Annotated in this window: 13 protein-coding genes; 11 read left to right on the forward strand and 2 right to left on the reverse strand. The window is 49.8% G+C overall.

Annotation, left to right across the window (positions count from 1 at the left end):
• The first annotated feature begins 354 nt into the window (after window positions 1-354).
• Window positions 355-1,527, forward strand: a complete 1,173-nt coding sequence (locus tag Pan241w_RS06355; RefSeq protein ID WP_198000359.1) for a prenyltransferase/squalene oxidase repeat-containing protein — start codon at window positions 355-357, stop codon at window positions 1,525-1,527.
• Window positions 1,528-1,534: 7 nt separating this feature from the next.
• On the opposite strand, the gene Pan241w_RS06360 is transcribed toward Pan241w_RS06355, so the two are convergent.
• Complete coding sequence (locus Pan241w_RS06360) at window positions 1,535-2,788, reverse strand: tetratricopeptide repeat protein (protein WP_145212608.1); 1,254 nt, start codon at window positions 2,786-2,788, stop codon at window positions 1,535-1,537.
• 269 nt (window positions 2,789-3,057) lie between these two features.
• On the opposite strand from Pan241w_RS06360, the gene rpmF reads away from it, so the two are divergent.
• From rpmF to Pan241w_RS06390, 6 genes are all read left to right on the forward strand, one after another.
• Window positions 3,058-3,237, forward strand: coding sequence for a 50S ribosomal protein L32 (gene rpmF, locus Pan241w_RS06365; RefSeq protein ID WP_145212611.1), 180 nt, complete (start codon window positions 3,058-3,060; stop codon window positions 3,235-3,237).
• Between the two features lie 6 nt (window positions 3,238-3,243).
• Window positions 3,244-4,245, forward strand: coding sequence for a phosphate acyltransferase PlsX (gene plsX / locus Pan241w_RS06370; RefSeq protein WP_145212614.1), 1,002 nt, complete (start codon window positions 3,244-3,246; stop codon window positions 4,243-4,245).
• 51 nt (window positions 4,246-4,296) lie between these two features.
• On the forward strand, window positions 4,297-5,205 hold the full coding sequence (fabD, locus tag Pan241w_RS06375; protein ID WP_145212617.1) for an ACP S-malonyltransferase: 909 nt from the start codon (window positions 4,297-4,299) through the stop codon (window positions 5,203-5,205).
• A 390-nt stretch (window positions 5,206-5,595) separates the two neighbouring features.
• The gene (gene acpP / locus Pan241w_RS06380) at window positions 5,596-5,829 is read left to right on the forward strand and encodes an acyl carrier protein (RefSeq protein ID WP_002649181.1); all 234 of its coding nucleotides are present in this window, start codon (window positions 5,596-5,598) and stop codon (window positions 5,827-5,829) included.
• An 84-nt stretch (window positions 5,830-5,913) separates the two neighbouring features.
• Window positions 5,914-7,158, forward strand: a complete 1,245-nt coding sequence (gene fabF, locus Pan241w_RS06385) for a beta-ketoacyl-ACP synthase II (protein WP_145212620.1) — start codon at window positions 5,914-5,916, stop codon at window positions 7,156-7,158.
• Between the two features lie 415 nt (window positions 7,159-7,573).
• Window positions 7,574-8,875, forward strand: coding sequence for a beta-ketoacyl-[acyl-carrier-protein] synthase family protein (locus tag Pan241w_RS06390; RefSeq protein ID WP_145212623.1), 1,302 nt, complete (start codon window positions 7,574-7,576; stop codon window positions 8,873-8,875).
• A 95-nt stretch (window positions 8,876-8,970) separates the two neighbouring features.
• On the opposite strand, the gene Pan241w_RS06395 is transcribed toward Pan241w_RS06390, so the two are convergent.
• On the reverse strand, window positions 8,971-10,389 hold the full coding sequence (locus Pan241w_RS06395; RefSeq protein ID WP_145212626.1) for a tetratricopeptide repeat protein: 1,419 nt from the start codon (window positions 10,387-10,389) through the stop codon (window positions 8,971-8,973).
• A gap of 769 nt (window positions 10,390-11,158) precedes the next feature.
• On the opposite strand from Pan241w_RS06395, the gene nusA reads away from it, so the two are divergent.
• The 4 genes from nusA to Pan241w_RS06415 all read left to right on the forward strand — a co-directional run bounded on the left by nusA (window position 11,159) and on the right by Pan241w_RS06415 (window position 16,972).
• Window positions 11,159-12,604 carry a transcription termination factor NusA gene (gene nusA / locus Pan241w_RS06400; RefSeq protein WP_145212629.1) on the forward strand — a complete coding sequence of 482 codons (1,446 nt, stop codon included), beginning with the start codon at window positions 11,159-11,161 and terminating at the stop codon, window positions 12,602-12,604.
• Window positions 12,605-12,716: 112 nt separating this feature from the next.
• On the forward strand, window positions 12,717-15,503 hold the full coding sequence (gene infB / locus Pan241w_RS06405) for a translation initiation factor IF-2 (protein WP_145212632.1): 2,787 nt from the start codon (window positions 12,717-12,719) through the stop codon (window positions 15,501-15,503).
• Between the two features lie 35 nt (window positions 15,504-15,538).
• Window positions 15,539-15,949, forward strand: a complete 411-nt coding sequence (gene rbfA / locus Pan241w_RS06410; protein WP_145212635.1) for a 30S ribosome-binding factor RbfA — start codon at window positions 15,539-15,541, stop codon at window positions 15,947-15,949.
• Window positions 15,950-16,036: 87 nt separating this feature from the next.
• On the forward strand, window positions 16,037-16,972 hold the full coding sequence (locus Pan241w_RS06415) for a hypothetical protein (RefSeq protein ID WP_145212638.1): 936 nt from the start codon (window positions 16,037-16,039) through the stop codon (window positions 16,970-16,972).
• Window positions 16,973-17,163 lie beyond the last annotated feature (191 nt).

Below are 17,163 nucleotides of genomic sequence, written 5' to 3' on the forward strand. Positions count from 1 at the left end.
CTTCGGCCGTTTTAGCTTTAAGGCATCCATTGGGGTATGAGGGTTACCACTCTGGTTGGGGGGCATCTGTTAAGGCGGGCTTATAGTCTCATTTTTAGTGTTGAAGAGGAGAAAAAACAACCGATCCAAAAGTCCATGGCGAAAAACAGGTGCGGTGGTACCGGATGATTCGTCGGGCTACTGTTTCTTTTCTCCGATCGGCGCCTGTTCTCCCGTGGCGGAAGTGATTTTCGGATAGAGTCGTCATTTTGCTGTTTTGAGTGGTAGAACTGGATGCATAAAGATATGCTGATTGGTTGTGTGGAGCGGAGTCTTTCAATGAATCGGAGCGGACCTTTTCCAGGAGCCAGATCGATGAGCAGTTTGAGAATCATTGCGTTGACATTGGTAAGTTGTGTTAGCGTCTCGCTGGTCTTTGCTGAGGTTCCGAAGAAACAGACGGCCGCTAAAGAGAAAAAATACCAGTACAAGTACGATCAAATCGCGGTTCCCGAAGCGACCGCTGATGAGCCAATTCGCAAGGAGTTTTCACTGGAGTTGGCAGATCAATATCTGGAGCAGGGGGCGGTAGCCTGGACGAAGCAGCGTAAATGTGTGAGTTGTCACACTAATGGTCTGTATCTGTTTTCCCGTCCTGAGTTGACGCTGGAACTGGGGCCGCCTGCTGTAGAGAATCGTGATTTCTTTATCGCGGAATTAAAAAAACTGAAAGCGATGGACCGGGAAAAGCAGCTGAGCGGGATTCGGCCGACCCAGATGGCGTATGTCGCGACGGGGCTGGCGGAATGGGATCGGCATGTCAGTAAGAAGTTGTCGCCGGAGACCGAGGAAGCGCTGCGATTTATGCTGAGTGTGCAGTCTCAGGATGGGAGCTGGGGCAATACGGATTGCTGGCCTCCCTTTGAATCAAGCAACTATCAGGGGGCAACCGTGGCGGCGCGGGCGTTGGCTTCGGCTCCGGGATGGCGGGATGGTTTGCAGGATCCGACTTTGAAAGCGGGCGTGGATCGGCTGATCGCATACTTAAAGAAAACGGAACCCCCGCATGATTATGGTCGTTTGCTGTTGTTGTGGACGGCGGCGCAATATCCGGATTTATTGAGCACGGAGAAAAAACAGGCTTTGATCAAGATGGTTCGGAAACATCAACTGCCCGATGGGGGCTGGTCGATTCGAACGTTTGCGGCCCCGGAAGCCTGGGGCAAAGGGAATCGGGCCGAGAAACTACGCGATGAACCCGAATTTGATAAGACTTCCAAGGCATGGCAGAATCCGGCCAGTGACGGGCATCAGACCGGGCTGGCGATCTTGGTGCTACGTGAAAGCGGCGTGCCCGCGGACGATCCACAAATTCAAAAAGGAATTAAGTGGTTGTTAACGCACCAACGGGAATCGGGCCGCTGGTGGACGCGGTCACTGAATACGGACCGCTGGCACTTCATTACCTATAGTGGAACGCTGTATCCCCTGTTGGCACTCAAGAAGTGTGACGTCTTGCCTCCCTTGAAGCAGACCACAGCAAGATAGTTGTTTTCTATTTCGGGCTTGCTGGCGGCTGACTGGCCTGCCACTTTTTGAACTGGGGGGAAGCGGTGAACTTATCAAAGTTATCCAGTTCGCTGAGATCAAGGTCTTCGTAGGCAAAACCGAATTTGGTTTTGAGTGTATCCAGGTGTTTGATGGTGTCGTCAAAGTTTTTCTGCATCACCGAGATATTGATCAGATGCAGGTAAGGCTGCAGCAGGTCCGGTTCAATTTCGGATGCCTTGCCGGCGTATTTTCCGGCTAAGTTGATATCCCCCATTTCGATCAGGATGCCTGCCCGGACCGAGTAGAGGTAGGGATCGACGGTTTTGATGGCAGCCGACAGGCGGTCCAGACTTTCCAATGCCTGATTGTATTCTTCGAGCAGAGTGAAGTACTCGACGCTTAAGAGTTCCGCCGCCGGATCGTTGGGATGGTATTTCCGGAACGCACCGAGGACGGATTGATATTTTTTCGGGTTTTCTTTCTGGATCGTGTCCTGCGCCAGGAAAAGCAGTACGGTTTTTTCCCCTTTATATTCGTTGGGGAGTTGCTGATAGGCCTGGAATGGGTCGGTATTTTCCTCGGTTGGCGTGAGGAAGTCGTAGCGTTTTTTCTGGTTGATGATTCGACTCTTTTCCTGGTCGGTCAGTTTATCTTTCACCGCGAGGTGTGCTTTGTAGATTTCCGGCAGGTAAAGTCGTTGCAAAGATTGCGAAATGAATTCGCCTGTGGACAGGCTGTCGATGTCGATAATTTTCAACTCGCCCGATGCTTGTTTTTCCACAATCAGAGCCTGGTAGTTCAGGGTCCAGTCGGGGCGAAGGAAGCGGAAAATGACTTTATACTGGTCCTGTTCCTTGCGCATGGCGAGGAATCGGTAATCGGCGCCATTGCCGACTTCAGCCAGGATTTCCGTGTCGATGCCCTGATTATTTTCGGTATAGGCGGTTTCGAGCTGCTGACGCACGGGTTGAATCGCCTGTTTGACTGCTGGATTTTGTTCGTATTCTGCCAAAACCCGGTCGATGAATGTTTTCCAGTCGAACAGGGCTCGGAATTTTGCTGTATCCTGTGAATTGGCAGTCGCCTGGATCTGTTTGCCAAATGCCTGTAATTCCTGGGGCGTCATCTGCTGGGGAGCCGCTGCCGCAATAGTGCCGGCGCCAAGCAGCGAGCCGATGGTGGGGATGGCAAAGGGAAGGCTGGCGAAATTGCGCAGAAATTGACGACGAGCAGGGGATTTGAGGCGATGATCCATCATGGCGATTCTCGATTTCCTGAGGAATTAGCGATTCAATGTGTGTACTGATGTTTTATTGTGTGGGAACAAAATGAAAATATCACTTTTGATATCGTCTGTTCTGTGCCCTGTAGCTTGACAGTTGTTTTAAAAATTGCGTAGTATGTTCGATTCCTGTCAGAAAAGCCGGTGAAAGAGCTCTCCGTGCGCTCACAGGATGATTAGTTAACGCTAAGTTGTGTTTTTAGTATAGTTTAAGTTAAGTCAGGTGTTTTAAGGCGGTCTTTTTCATGGCAGTTCCTAAAAGACGGATGTCTAAATCCAATTCTCGTAAGAGACGTAGTCACAATGGTGTCAAAGCGGCTAAGCCGACCTATTGCCCCCAGTGTGGTACCGCGTCCCCTTCCCATGCCATTTGCCCTCACTGTGGTTTCTATCAGGGGCGAACCATCGTTGATTCTGAGGACTAAGCATCAATGCGGATTGCACTGGATGCAATGGGGGGAGATTTTGCCCCCGAACCGAACATAACAGGAGCCATTGCCGCATTGCAGGCAGACTCTGCGCTGAATGTAGTGCTGGTGGGTCCTCAAGATCAACTCGAATCTCAGATTGAAGCTTCCGGCTATAGTGGCGATCGTTTATCGATTGTGCATGCGAGCCAGGTTGTTGGCATGGAGGAGAAGCCGACCGATGCGATGCGTCAAAAGCCGGACAGCTCGATTTCGGTCTGCTGGAAATTGATGGCAGCTCGCGAAGTCGATGCTGTCGTGAGTGCTGGCAATACGGGTGCTGTCGTTGCATCAGGGTTAAAAACCCGGTTGTTTTTGAAAGACGTCAAGCGGCCTGGGATTGCGGTTACTTTACCGACCATTGCCGGTCATGCCGTGCTGATGGATGTCGGGGCGAATCCTTCGGCGCGTCCTTCGCACCTGTATCAATATGCGGTGATGGGGGAGATCTATGCCCGCGAAGTGCTGCGTGTTGAATCTCCCAAAATCGGGCTGATCAATATCGGCAGTGAAGACGTGAAAGGCAATGATCTCTATCGAGACACCTATCGACTGCTTAATGAGAGTCCTTTGAAAGACAGCTTCGTCGGAAATGTCGAAGGTCGTGGGCTTTATCAGGGTGAAGCCGATGTCTTGATTTGTGAGGGATTTGTCGGGAATGTCGTGTTGAAAGTCAGCGAAGGAATGGCTGATTTTCTGATGAAAGAGGCCTCGAAGCATATTATCGGCAGTCTTGATACTGAGCGGGATAAAGCCAAGCAGGCCTTTCAGAATCTGGGGAAACGGTTCCGGTATCATGAAACTGGTGGTGCTCCGCTGTTAGGCATCGATGGGATCTGTATCATCTGCCATGGGTCGAGTGATGCACATTCGATTTCTAATGCCTTGAAGGGGAGTGCCATGTTCAAGGATCGTGGCATCAATTCTCAGATCGCCGAGCATCTGGCGCAGAAGCCAGTCGCCTAAACCCCGAGATTATTATTTTCAGCGCAGGAATAAAAATAGAGGGATCGACCAGTGAGCAGAATCGCTTTTTTATTTCCCGGACAGGGTGCTCAGCATGTCGGCATGGGCAAAACAATTGTCGAAAAATATCCCGCTGCCCGGGAGCTGTTTGATCGTGCTGCTGAAATTCTGCAGTACGATTTAGCCAAGCTTTGTTTCGAAGGGCCCAGTGAAGAGCTGGATTCGACCGTGATCAGCCAGCCGGCTTTATTTGTTACAAGTCTGGCGGCTTTGGAAATGCTCCGGGCTGATTCTCCCGATAAAGTTCTGGCGTGCGAAATGGCAGCCGGCTTAAGTTTGGGAGAGTATACCGCACTGGTTTTTGCGGGGGCCATGAGCTTTGAAGACGGTTTGCGCGTGGTGCAGCGTCGCGGTGAAGCCATGCAGGCGGCCGCGGATGCCAATCCTTCCGGTATGGTCAGTATTCTCTTGCTGGATCGCGAAAAAGTGGCAGAGATTTGTCAGGCCGCTTCCTCGGCCGGGAAAATCTGGATCGCCAACTATTTATGTCCCGGAAATATTGTACTGTCAGGCGAAAATAGTGCTTGTGAGCAAGCTGCCGAATTAGCCGAGCAGGAAGGGGGGCGTGCGATTCCTCTGGCGGTCGCTGGGGCATTTCATACGGAGATCATGAAGCCGGCTGATAGTTCGCTGTCCGAGGCACTGGCCGGCGTGGGCCTGAAAAAACCGGAAATTCCTGTGGTTTCCAATGTGGATGCGGAAATTCATGAAGATCCGGACGAAATCCGCGAACTACTGATACGACAGGTCATCAGCCCTGTTCTCTGGGAAGATTCCCTGCGGAAAATGCTGGATGACGGCTTTGATGAATTTTATGAAATCGGCCCTGGAAAAGTTCTGAAGGGGTTAATGAAACGTGTGAATCGCAAAATTTCTTGCGAGACGGTCAACGATTCATAAACGAGGGAGTTTGGGGATGATCTCATCACCCGGGTCTCGCGAGCAGAAGGCCAGTGGTGTCGTCCGGTACATTTTGAGTGATTTGACCGATCTTGATCTAATCTATCAATCTGTGCTACAACAACTTACGAAGGGTTCTCGAAGAAAATTCCCGGGAACTAAAAATCGTGTGTTCCGAGACTGGTAAAGTCAACCCAATCAAATTATGAGATAACTTTGGTGGAGTAGACAAGACTCATAATTCTTGTCTCATTTTAAGGTTTACATAATTAGGGAAACTGGATATATCTCGCTACCACGAATTGGTAAATCCATCCAAGTTGGTTTGGTAAAGATGTTTCCAGCCATACAAAAGTAAATAAATCACTAAGACGGTGAAGGAGAAGACGAGTGTCAATTGAAGAAAAAGTGGTTGGTATCGTGAGTGAGCAATTGGGCCATCCAAAAGAAGATATTACGCTGGATAGCAAATTTATCGACGACTTAAAGGCCGACTCTCTCGACATTGTTGAACTTGTCATGGAATTTGAAGACGAGTTTGATGTCACGATTCCTGATGATGATTATGACAAAATCAAAACTGTAGGCGATGTCGTCGGTTATATCACCGAGAAGGCCAGCTGATCAGTCGCAGGAACTGCTTCGTTTCTGTTTCCGATGTTTTGATTCTATAGAGTCCTGTCTTTTCATTGTAGGAAGTGTTCTCGAATGCGCAGGCGAGTCGTCGTTACGGGGGTTTCTGTTGTAACGGCTCTGGGTTTAGATGTCTCAGAGTTTTGGGACAAATTATGCGCTGGCAAAAGTGGTGTCGGTCCAGTAGAACGCTTTGACTGTTCCGACTACAAAGTCCGCTTTGGTGGGGAAATCAAAGATTTTAATGCCACCGAATATACCAATATTTCAGCCAGAGACCTGAAGCGCGTTGATCGCTTTGTTCAATTTGGTCTGGTGGGGGCGCATATCGCTTACCGGCAGGCTCAATTGGAAGACTTTGACGGTGATCCCTACCGCAGAGGCGTTCTGGTGGGAAGCGGGATTGGTGGCTTGAACGAAATCGAAAGCCAGCACGATCGCCTGTATAATCAGGGGCCGGCGCGGGTTTCTCCGTTTATGATTCCCAAGCTGATGGTGAATGCCGCTAGTGGAAATATTTCCGTAACCTATGAGCTCAAAGGCCCGAATAGTGCCGTTGCGACTGCCTGTGCTTCTGCAACGAACGCAATTGGGGATGCCTTTAAGCTGATTCAAAATGATGTCGCCGACATTATGGTGACCGGTGGAAGTGAAGCTGCTTTGACTCCGATGGGGCTGTCCGGCTTTGCCCGGATGAATGCGTTATCGACTCGCAATGATGATCCTCAGTCAGCCAGCCGGCCTTTTGATAAAGACCGAGACGGCTTTGTGATGGCAGAAGGTGCCGGCATCATTGTACTGGAAGAATATGAGCATGCGAAAAAGCGGGGTGTTCCGATTCTGGCAGAAGTCATCGGCTACGGAATGTCTGCTGATGGAACACACATGACGGCACCTGATCCGGAAGGCCGTGGTGCGGCACGTGCTATGCAGCATGCTTTGAAGGACGCCGGGATCAATCCTGAAGACATTGATTACATCAATACGCATGGAACAAGTACTCCTTTAGGTGATGTCGCAGAAACGGTGGCCATCAATACCGTGTTTGGTTCCCATGTGAAAACAATGCCTGTTTCCAGTACGAAAGGTCATTTAGGCCATTTGTTGGGCGCTTCGGGCGGCGTTGAATTTGTAGTTGCTGTCAAAGCTCTGCTGGAGCAGGTGGGCCCTCCAACGATCAATCTGGATCAACCGGACGAAAAATGTAATCTCGATTACATTCCCAATGAGCCACGCGATATGAAAATTGAGCGGGTTTTGAAGAACAGTTTCGGGTTTGGTGGGCATAATGCGTGTCTGGTTCTGCAAAAAGCTCCTTAAGCGAGTTTCTTGCATCGAATCGATTGTGCCACTGATCGCATGATTATGGGCGAGAGTTCTTGGGGAGTGACCTGGATTGAGGGGGAGTTTTCCCAAAGAATTCTTCATCTCGTGGTTGCTTCAGGGTTGAAAATCGTGCCTTGATTGTCTTAGCTATCCCTTGTTACAGGTGCTTGGATCGGTCCGGGTGGTGTATGAATGTTGCGGTTTGCCGTGAGGTTGGGTTAAGGCGAATCGCAGTATGTCTTCAGTGGCACGCAAATTCTTCTTTTTCTATGATGAGCCAGCTGTTCTGGTTTTCGTGATGGAATCGGGCAAGGGACTTGCCTGGGAGGAATATGTTTCTACGATGACAGTACATGATTCGCAGGCAGCTGGCGTAAGTAGATAAGCGGGACTTTCTAAAGAGATTCAAATGAATACAGAATCACAGCGTCGTATCCTGATTACAGGCATGGGTATTCTCAGCCCGATCGGGATCGGAGTGGAAGCATTTCAAGACAGTTTGATGTCAGGAAAATCGGGCATCAAGAAATCGGAGCTCTACTCCTATCTGGCAGCACCTGATACGTGTGTCGCAGAAGTTTCTGATTTTAATAATACCACGATCAAGAAGCAGTACCTTAAAGCGCAGCGAAAGAGTATTAAGGTCATGTGTCGTGAGATTCAGATGGGTGTCGCGTCTGCGAATCTGGCGATGGAAGATTCAGCCATCGATCTGGAAGCGGTCGACAGCGAGCGGTTTGGGATCGAGTTCGGTGCGAATCTCATGCTGAGCCCACCAGAAGTATTATACGGTGCCTGTGTCGCCTGCAGCGAAGGGACCGAGTTTCAATACGAGCGTTGGGGGGATGAGGGGTTGGCCAAGATGGAACCTCTCTGGTTGTTGAAATATCTTCCCAACATGCCCGCCTGTCATATCGGCATTATTATTGATGCACGCGGGCCGAATAACTCAATCACACAGGCGGAAGCCTCTGGGAATCTGGTGTTGGGTGAGGCACAGCGCGTGATTGAACGTGGCTGGGCCGACGTGATGGTCGCTGGCGTGACAGGAACCCGGGTGCATGAAGTGAAGTCGATTCATGCTAAGTTCTGGGAAGAACTGGCAGATGCGCCCGAAGATTTTACTAAGCGTGCCCGTCCTTTTGATAAAGCGCGAACCGGTCAGGTCGTTGGCGAAGCAGCCTGTTCGTTGTTGCTGGAAGAGAAAACACACGCAGAAAAACGTGGTGCTAAAGTCTGGGGTGAAGTCCTGGGGACCGGCGCTTCTTGTGTCGTGAGTCGGGATGGATCGGCTGATGCCAGAGTTGCCATGGCTAACGCGATGAAAGCCGCGTTAAAGCGCGCTGGAGTTGAACCTGGGGACATCGGTCATATCAATGCCCATGGCCTGGGAGAACGGTTGTTTGACGTCGAGGAATATCAGGCGATTCAGGATGTCTTTGGTGATAAAACTTCCGAGGTTCCTGTGACTGCCCTGAAGAGTTACTTTGGTAATTCCGGTTCCGGTTGTGGAATTGTGGAAGCCAGTGGTTCGCTGGTTGCTTTGAAGCAGGGAGTGATTCCCGCGACATTGAACTATGAGACTCCTGATCCCGACTGTCCTTTGAATGTGGTTCAAAGTGAACCCTTGCCAACAGATAATAAACTGTTCTTGAAAATCAGTACGACAGGATTCGGTCAGGCCAGTGCGTCTGTCATCTGTGGCGTCTGAGTAGATCACACGCAATAAAGCAAAACAGCCTCGGAGAGATTCAATCTTTCCGAGGCTGTTTTTTTTAACGTACCTTCTGGTTTGTCGCAGTCGTCTTAAAACTTCTTGAGTGCGTATTGTGCACCGCGGTAGGCTGACAGGTTCTTCAAATTGGTATTCAGCGTCTGTTGGAAATTCTGGGTTGCTTTTGCAGAATCGCCCGCCAGAAGCGCTTTTTCTCCAATGAAGTAATGTGCTTCGCAGGTTTGTGCTTTGGCACGTTTCGGGTCTTTCAGGTCGATCGATTTCAGCAGGTCTGCTTCGGTGATTCCTCCCAGCAGGAATGCCAGGATCGTATCCACCGAATCGCGCGACTCTGGTTTCTGGGATAGGATCGACTGGAATTTGGCATCGGCGGCCGGCTTCTGGTTGCTGCGTACCATGGCCATATAGATCCAGGGATTGAGCACTTTCATCTGTTCTGGTGCCTGTTGGGCGGCCAGATTAAATTGCGCAAGGGCTTCAGGATAATTCTGCTTGAAGTAATAGGAGAAACCCAGGTCGGAGTGCAGGGCTGCATTATTGGGGTCGAGTTGGACAGCCTGTTTCTGGTCCGCAATCGCCTGATCGATTTTCCCTTGCAGGAGCCGGGCTTCTCCCCGCATTCCCAAAACAAACGGCTGGTTGGGTGCGATGGATAAAGACTGCGTCAGGTCTGCCTCGGCGACTTGTGGTTTGCCCCCTTCCAGGTAAGCAAAGCCCCGGTTGGTGATGGCGTGGTGGTATTGAGGGTCAATTTGAATCGCGCGGGAGAAGTCGTTGACAGCTTCCTGGAGTTTGCCCTGCTGCTGATAAAACATGGCACGGTTATTGTAAACGATGGGAGAATTGGGTTGTTTCTGTACGACGTCGTTGAAGCTGGCCAATGCCATTTCGTTGTTTCCGGCTAACGCATAGGCGTCTGGAAGTGCGAGTAAGGCGGCAAAGTGATTGGGTTGCAGTTTAATGGTTTCGCTGAAGTCTTTTGCTGCATCTTGAGGTTTGTTCAAAGGCAGGTAGATCATTCCCCGCTGGTAATGGAAGTTGGCGCGTTCTTCTGCGGTCAGATTCGGGCGTGCCAGGATCTGATTGGCAACGTTGAGAGCCGTCTCCGCATGACTTTTTTTGTTTTCCATGACGGCCAGATTCATCATGCCGTACAGATAAGGCAGATAGTAATTCACATTTTGGTTCTGGCTATAGCGGATTGCTTCGCGGGCATCGCCGATCCCTTCGCGGATCGACTGTGTGTTTCCCTTTTCTCGACCAGACTCAACGCGGGCACTGGCACGGAGGTAATAGGCGACATGGTCATCCGGCTTTTGTTGCAGGATCTGAGAGGTTAATTCGATCGACTTTGCATGGTCACCCTGTTGCTGGGCCTGATCCGCCTGCATCTTTTGTTGTGCAAACGGGTCGTTGGGGTTGGGGGGCTGTGCAGCCAGTGTGACCGGAATTCCAAGGCAGAGAATCAAAAGGGGGAGTAGACGAGACATTACAGGTGTGTCCTTCAAAACAGGATAATTTGTTGTTCAAATTTACAAACCCGGAGAGCGGCATGGTTGAATCGCTAAAAACGGGATTTCTCCTAAATACTATAGAAGTTTCCTGTTTTGAAGGAGATCAATCTCTCAACATCATGAAGAAACTGGCTAAATGCTCATTTTCAACGACTTTTCCGCATGGATGGCATTCGTTTTGTGGCAACTGTATGTGTTATCAGTAGTCGCTCTTCTGCTCCGATTCTTAAATCTATGAGGTAAGTCGTTGTGAAATAGTTGCCTGCGGTGCTTGACATCTGAAGACGCGGAGATTAATTTCACGGGATAGTAAAGTATTCATAGTAGGGATACTTTCATGCGCAATTGTTTTGCATACTGGTGTTCAGTACGCATTGCGCTTGCAAGGGGTGACATGCCGCTCTGGCTGTTTGTTTCTTTGTGATGAATCGGCATTCGTAAACTCGAATGGAGTCCTCTGATATGTAGGCTGGTTGGAACTCGAGCACTCGCTCACCAATCCGATTGTCGTGATTTGTTATATTTATATGCCAATCGCGACTCTATCTGGCTACCGTTTTGCGGTGGTGCGGGTAGTCATAAAGTGGGCATGTTCCCGCTTTTTTTTGTTAATGGTGGTATCTGAGAAGCACGTCTTTGTGGCCGCTTCGGAAGTAATAGATAAAGATTTGACCGGTTCAGGTCTTGTTTGAGTCGTTTTCGAGTCAGTTGATCTTATCGACTGTCGAATGAAGGAAACACAATTATGGACGGTAAGGAAGTTCTCCGGATTGTTGATGCCATTCAACGCGATAAAAGTATCGATAAAGAAATCGTGTTTGGTGGAATTGAGCAGGCTATCCTGTCAGCTGCGCGCCGACACTTTGGGGATGATCACGAGCTTACTGTAGATATTGATCGTGAGTCGGGTGAGCCAACCGTTTATTGCGACAGTGAAAAGTTAGCTCAGGATATTCTCGGTGAAATTCTGGGCCGGGTTGCTGCTCAAACAGCCAAGCAGGTGATGATTCAGAAAATCCGTGAAGCAGAACGTGACACGGTTTTTGATGAATATATGGAAATGCAACACCAGTCGGTTTCGGGAACAGTCTCCCGAGTCGAAGGGGGTGCCGTTCTGATAAACCTGGGGAAAATTGAAGGCATTCTTCCCCGAGGCGAACAGATTCCCGGTGAATCATTTCGCGTCGGTGATCGAGTGCGAGCGATTGTATTAGACGTGCGAAAAGCGGGAAGCCGCGTGAAAGTGATTCTCTCGCGGACACATCCCGATATGGTACGCCGTTTGTTTGAGCTTGAGATTCCAGAGGTAGCCGATCGAATTATCGATGTTCGGTCATTAGCGCGCGAGGCCGGTTATCGTTCGAAAGTGGCGGTCTCCTGTATCGACAGCAGCATTGACTGCGTCGGAGCCTGCGTGGGTATGCGGGGCGCCCGGATTAAAAATATTGTTGATGAACTTGCCGGCGAGCGAATTGATATTGTTCGCTGGAATGATTCGCTGCAGGTACTGGTTCCGAATTCACTGCAGCCTGCGGAAGTGGAAGACGTGATTTTGTGTCCGATGTTAGGACGTGTGATTGTGCTGGTACGCGACGATCAACTACCACTGGCGATCGGCCGAAAAGGACAGAACGTGCGTCTGGCATCCAAACTGGTTGGCTGGGATATCGAAGTGATGACTCAAACCGAGCTGGACGAACAATTGGATAAAACTGTCGAAGCATTTTCTTCGATTCCGGGAGTTTCAGAGGAACTGGCAGAGAGTTTAGTCTCGCAAGGTTTCTTCAGCTACTATGACTTGTCTGTGATTGAACCAGACCAGTTGGCAGAGTTGGGCGGCTTGACTGCCGAGCAGTGTGAGCAAATTGTTGACGTTGCTGACCGGGAGAGTGAACGCGTTGAAGCAGAAGAAGAAGCGATGCGTGCTGCCAAGAAGAATCAGCCAGCTGGTGCAGAAGCAAAACCAGAAGCGCCTGTTGAAGCGCCCGCATCAGAAGTAGAAGAAGAAACAGCTGTGGCGGAAGAGCCAGCACCAGAGGTTGAAGAGACAGTCGCTGAAGAGACTTCGGAACCAGAGGCGGCTGCATCTGAAGAAGAAGTGCCTGCGACTGCAGAGGTTGAAACTGGTTCTGAAGAGGAACCAGTGAATGTGGAAAATGTGACGGAAGAACCGACTGAGAAGCAGGAATAAATCGTTTTATTACGAGTAAGTGTTATGAGGTGTTTTTACCTCATAGGGCAATTCGTTTGAGTCTGACTGGATTGAAAAACGTTTTGCAAATTTGTTCACGGGAGAAGGGCTGTTGAAGATTCGTATTTTTGCTCTTGCAAAAGAGTTGGGAATGGACAGCAAGGTGCTGATCGATGAATGTAACCAGGCGGGGGTGAAGTTAAAAAACTCCGCTTTGGCTAGCATCACGCCCGAAGAACGTGACATCGTTATTGCTTATTTAGACAAGAAGGACCAACCTTCTGAGGGTTCTGCGGAAGCCGTCGATCAGGCCGTTCTGACGCCTCAGCGAGAACCCAAAAAGATGCGGACCATCAAAGCAATGACGTCTCGCGCACAGACGCCGCGCTCAGCGCCTCCGAAACCCGCTGAAGAACCTTCAGAGCCTGAAGAAAATGAGGCTGGGGTCGCGGTAGAACAGGAAGAACCAGAATCAGAAGTGGCAGCTGAAAGCGCACCTCCTGCAGAGGAAAAAACAGAAGAGCCAGCGGAAGCCGCTGAGTCTCGCTCTGGTTTACTGAAACGGAAATCAGAGCGACAACCCGAAGAAGAGGACAAGGGCGATTCAGAACAGGCTCTCAGTCGGGATGACTATGTCCCCGCTGGTGGCGCGATGAAGTCTTCGGGCATGCGTGAGATGAAACCACGGGGGTCGACACGTACTGGCAAGCAGCAGGCCAAAACACGACCTAAGTCTGCTCTGCCTTCGGTGGCAGCACCTCCCGCTTATAAGCAGCCGGTGATTCCGAAGGTCAAGAAAAAAGAAGAGAAGGCCCAGAAGCCGGAAGTGCGATTGACTGCAGATATCCTTGAGCAGAAGAGTCCGCTGGCTGCTCACCTTGCACAGCATACAGAGCAGAAGAAGAAGGATAAAGACAAAGATCGTGAGGCACCGGATGATGATTCAAAAGGTCGCCGCGGAAGCCTGAGCCTGGTCGAGGCACGGAAGCAGCGTCGCGAACAGCGCAAAGAAGGCCGCCGTGTCTTCGCTCCAGATGGAACGGAGCAACAGGAAGTCGTTGGTCGCCGTCCCCGTCGTACAAAGCGGAAGCATGACACCGGCCCCATTGTTCACAAAACCGAAGCTGAAGTCGAAGTTCCGATGACTGTGCGGAGCCTGTCCGAAGCGATGGGTCGTCCCGCTAAAGCGATTATGTCGATCTTGTTCAAAGAGTTTGGTGAGATGGTCACGATTAACCAGATCATTGAAGAAGAGACCGCATTGGCAGTGGCGCTGGAGTTGGGTGTGGACCTGACCTTCAAGAGACAAAAGGGCGCTCAGGAAACAGTGACCGAGATTATGGAGCAGGAAGATGCTCCGGAAGATCTTGTCACGCGTCCGCCGGTGATTACGGTTCTGGGGCACGTCGATCATGGAAAGACGACACTTGTCGATTCATTGCGAAACTCAAAAGTCGTAGAAGGTGAAGCAGGGGGGATTACCCAGCATATCGCCGCTTATCAGATCGATTACAACGGCCACAAATTGACGTTTGTTGATACACCCGGTCACGCCGCATTCAGTGAGATGCGATCACGGGGAGCCAACGTAACAGACATGGTAGTTCTGGTTGTCGCCGCCGACGATGGTGTGATGCCTCAAACTGCTGAAAGTATCAGCCACGTTAAGGCTTCAGGGGTACCCATGGTGGTGGCGATGAACAAGATTGACTTGCCGGACATCAATGAGCAAAAGGTATTACAGGATTTGACAGCCCAGAATGTGCTGCCCTCTGAATGGGGTGGCGAAACGGATGTGGTCCGTGTATCGGCGCTCAAAGGGACCGGACTGGATGATCTGCTGGAAACACTGCTGTTAACCGCAGAATTGCATGAACTCAAAGCCAACCCGAATCGGCCTGCCGTCGGCGTCTGCCTGGAAGGGTTCCGTGATGAAGGGCGTGGCTCGGTTGCCTGGTTGATTGTTCAAAAGGGAACCTTACGGATCGGTGATGCCGTGATTTGCGGTAAATCCTACGGTTACATTCGCGCCATGTATGATGACATGGATCAGCAAATTGAAGAGGCACCTCCTTCGATGCCTGTCAAGGTAACAGGCTTGGATACGGTGCCTGGCGCTGGCGATCATTTTGTCGTAGTCGACGATATCGATCAGGCAAGAGCGTTAGCCGAAGAGCGTCGGCATGAAGGGCGTGCTGATGTATTGTCACGACATAGCGGCGGTCCTCGCACGCTGGAAGACATTCTGGGGTCTGCCCGTGAAGGTGCGATTCAGGACCTGCCTCTGATTATCAAAGCGGATACCCCCGGTTCACTGGAAGCGATTCGTAGTGAGATCGGGAAGTTCGAGCATCCTGAAGTACGTGTCAAAATTCTGCATGAAGGAATCGGCGGAGTTAACGAGAGTGATGTTTATCTGGCGAGTGCATCGAATGCCATCATTATTGCATTCCATGTAGTAGCAGAAGATCGTGCCAGGAATCTGGCGACCCAGGAAGATGTTGAGATTCGCCGCTACAGCATTATTTATGAAGTGGTCGATGACATCAGACAATCGCTGGAAGGTCTATTGCGTCCCGAGCTGGTGCAGGAGCAAACCGGCCGTGCATTGGTCCTGCAGACGTTTTCGATCAGTCGCTTCGGAAAGATTGCAGGTTGCCGTGTTCTGAATGGAACCATTAACAGGAACGATCGGGTCCACCTGATTCGAGATCAGAAAATTCTGAATCAGTATCCGATTGCTTCGTTAAAGCGAGAGAAGGATGATGTCAAGGAAGTTCGAGAAGGCATGGAGTGCGGTATTTTGCTATCCGGGTTTAATGATATTAAAGAGGGTGACCTGTTAGAAGCATTCCGGATCAATGAAGTGAAACGAACGCTCGATTCGACGTCGAAGTAGAACCGGGTGAATTAGTGAATGCTTGCGGGGACTGAATGACATCACGTCGATTAGCAAAAATCGCTCAGGCGATATTAGAAACAGTGAGTACGACAATCCTGTTGCATCTCCGCGATCCTCGGATCAAGAATGTAACAGTATTGCACGTTGATGTTGCACCAGATGTGCAGTCAGCCAAGATCTATATTTCGATCATGGGGGATGAAAAGACAAAAGCGCTTTGTATGCATGGGTTGGAGTCTGCTAAAGGGTTTATTCAATCCAAAATAGCAGATCGAATTCAAACTCGTTATACACCAGTGATTAAATTTGTTCTGGATTCTTCTGTCAAAGAAACGACAGATGCGCTTCGTCTTTTGGATGAGTTACAGGCCGAGAGAGAAACGGAAGAGTTAGCGAATGAGCCTTCTTCGGCTGAGGAGCAGAGCACGGACGAAGGATCGTAGCGGGAAGAACTGGCAGTGTTCCCGTGAATGAAAGAGTTGTTTTCATTACTTTCCATTTGAAATATCTCAAATATTGCACAGACAGATATGGTTGCTAAAAAAATATCAACATCCGACAAACAGGCTATCTGTAAGAAGCTGATCGCGTTACTCAAAAAACGGTATTCAGCAACATTACCAAAATATGATCGTCCCGTATTAGAGACGATCTTGCACGCTATCTGTCTCGAGAATACGACCAATTCACAAGCGGATGAAGTGTTTGATGCCCTGCTGGAAGGGTTTCATGATCTGAATGAAATCCGGGTCAGCACGATTTCTGAACTGGAATCGTGCTTTTCTGCTGTGGGTGATGCGGAATGGCGAGCGTATCGGATCAGATCTGTCTTACAGTATGTGTTTGACAAAGAATACTGCTTTGATCTGGAATTGATGCGAAAGAAAACACTGGAGCAGGCACAAAAACAGTTAACGAGAATGAAGTCGTTAACTCCGTTTGTGATCAATCATACTCTACAGGTCATACTGGGGAGTCATCTTGTTCCCGCAGATGAAAAAATTCTGAATGCCAGTAAATGGCTGGGGCTGGTTCCCGCTGATGAGTCCATTGAAACCGCCAGCGATAGCCTGAAATCGAGTGTGCGTAAGTCGGACGCCCCGTTGTTCAGCCATTTGTTGCGATGTCTGGCGACAGACGAGGAGTTGGCGGCTGACTTTAATTTAGCAAAAAATCCCTTGCCGGAAGAAGGCGTCGATTTAAAGCAGGCACCAAATCGTTTGGAAGATATGTTTGCCAATCCACTTTCGAAACAGAAGAAAAAAGCCACAAAGAAGAAAAAGAAAGTTGCGACCAAAGCTAAAAAAGCTGCTGCAAAAGTGAAAAAGAAAGTTCCTGCGAAAGGAACTAAGAAAGCCGCTAAGAAAACACCTGCAAAAGCAGCCAAGAAAAAAGTACCTGCCAAAAAGGCGGGGACCAAGAAAAAAGTACCCAAAAAGAAGAAATCTCCTTCCACCAAAAAATAGGCAAACCGAACTAAGCTCTGCCAGCCAGCTTTCCAGATGACCACAAATGACTTTCATTCGACCTGTACCATCAATATTCTTCCGGTTTTCTCGGTATGAAAATAATGGATTCCGCAGAAAGCAGGCTTGGAGAAGGTGGTGAATAGGAGTTACAATAAATATTCTCTGTTACTGTGCTTGCAAACATAGTC

Source organism: Gimesia alba, assembly GCF_007744675.1.
In the GTDB taxonomy this organism is placed as follows: Bacteria; Planctomycetota; Planctomycetia; order Planctomycetales; family Planctomycetaceae; genus Gimesia; species Gimesia alba.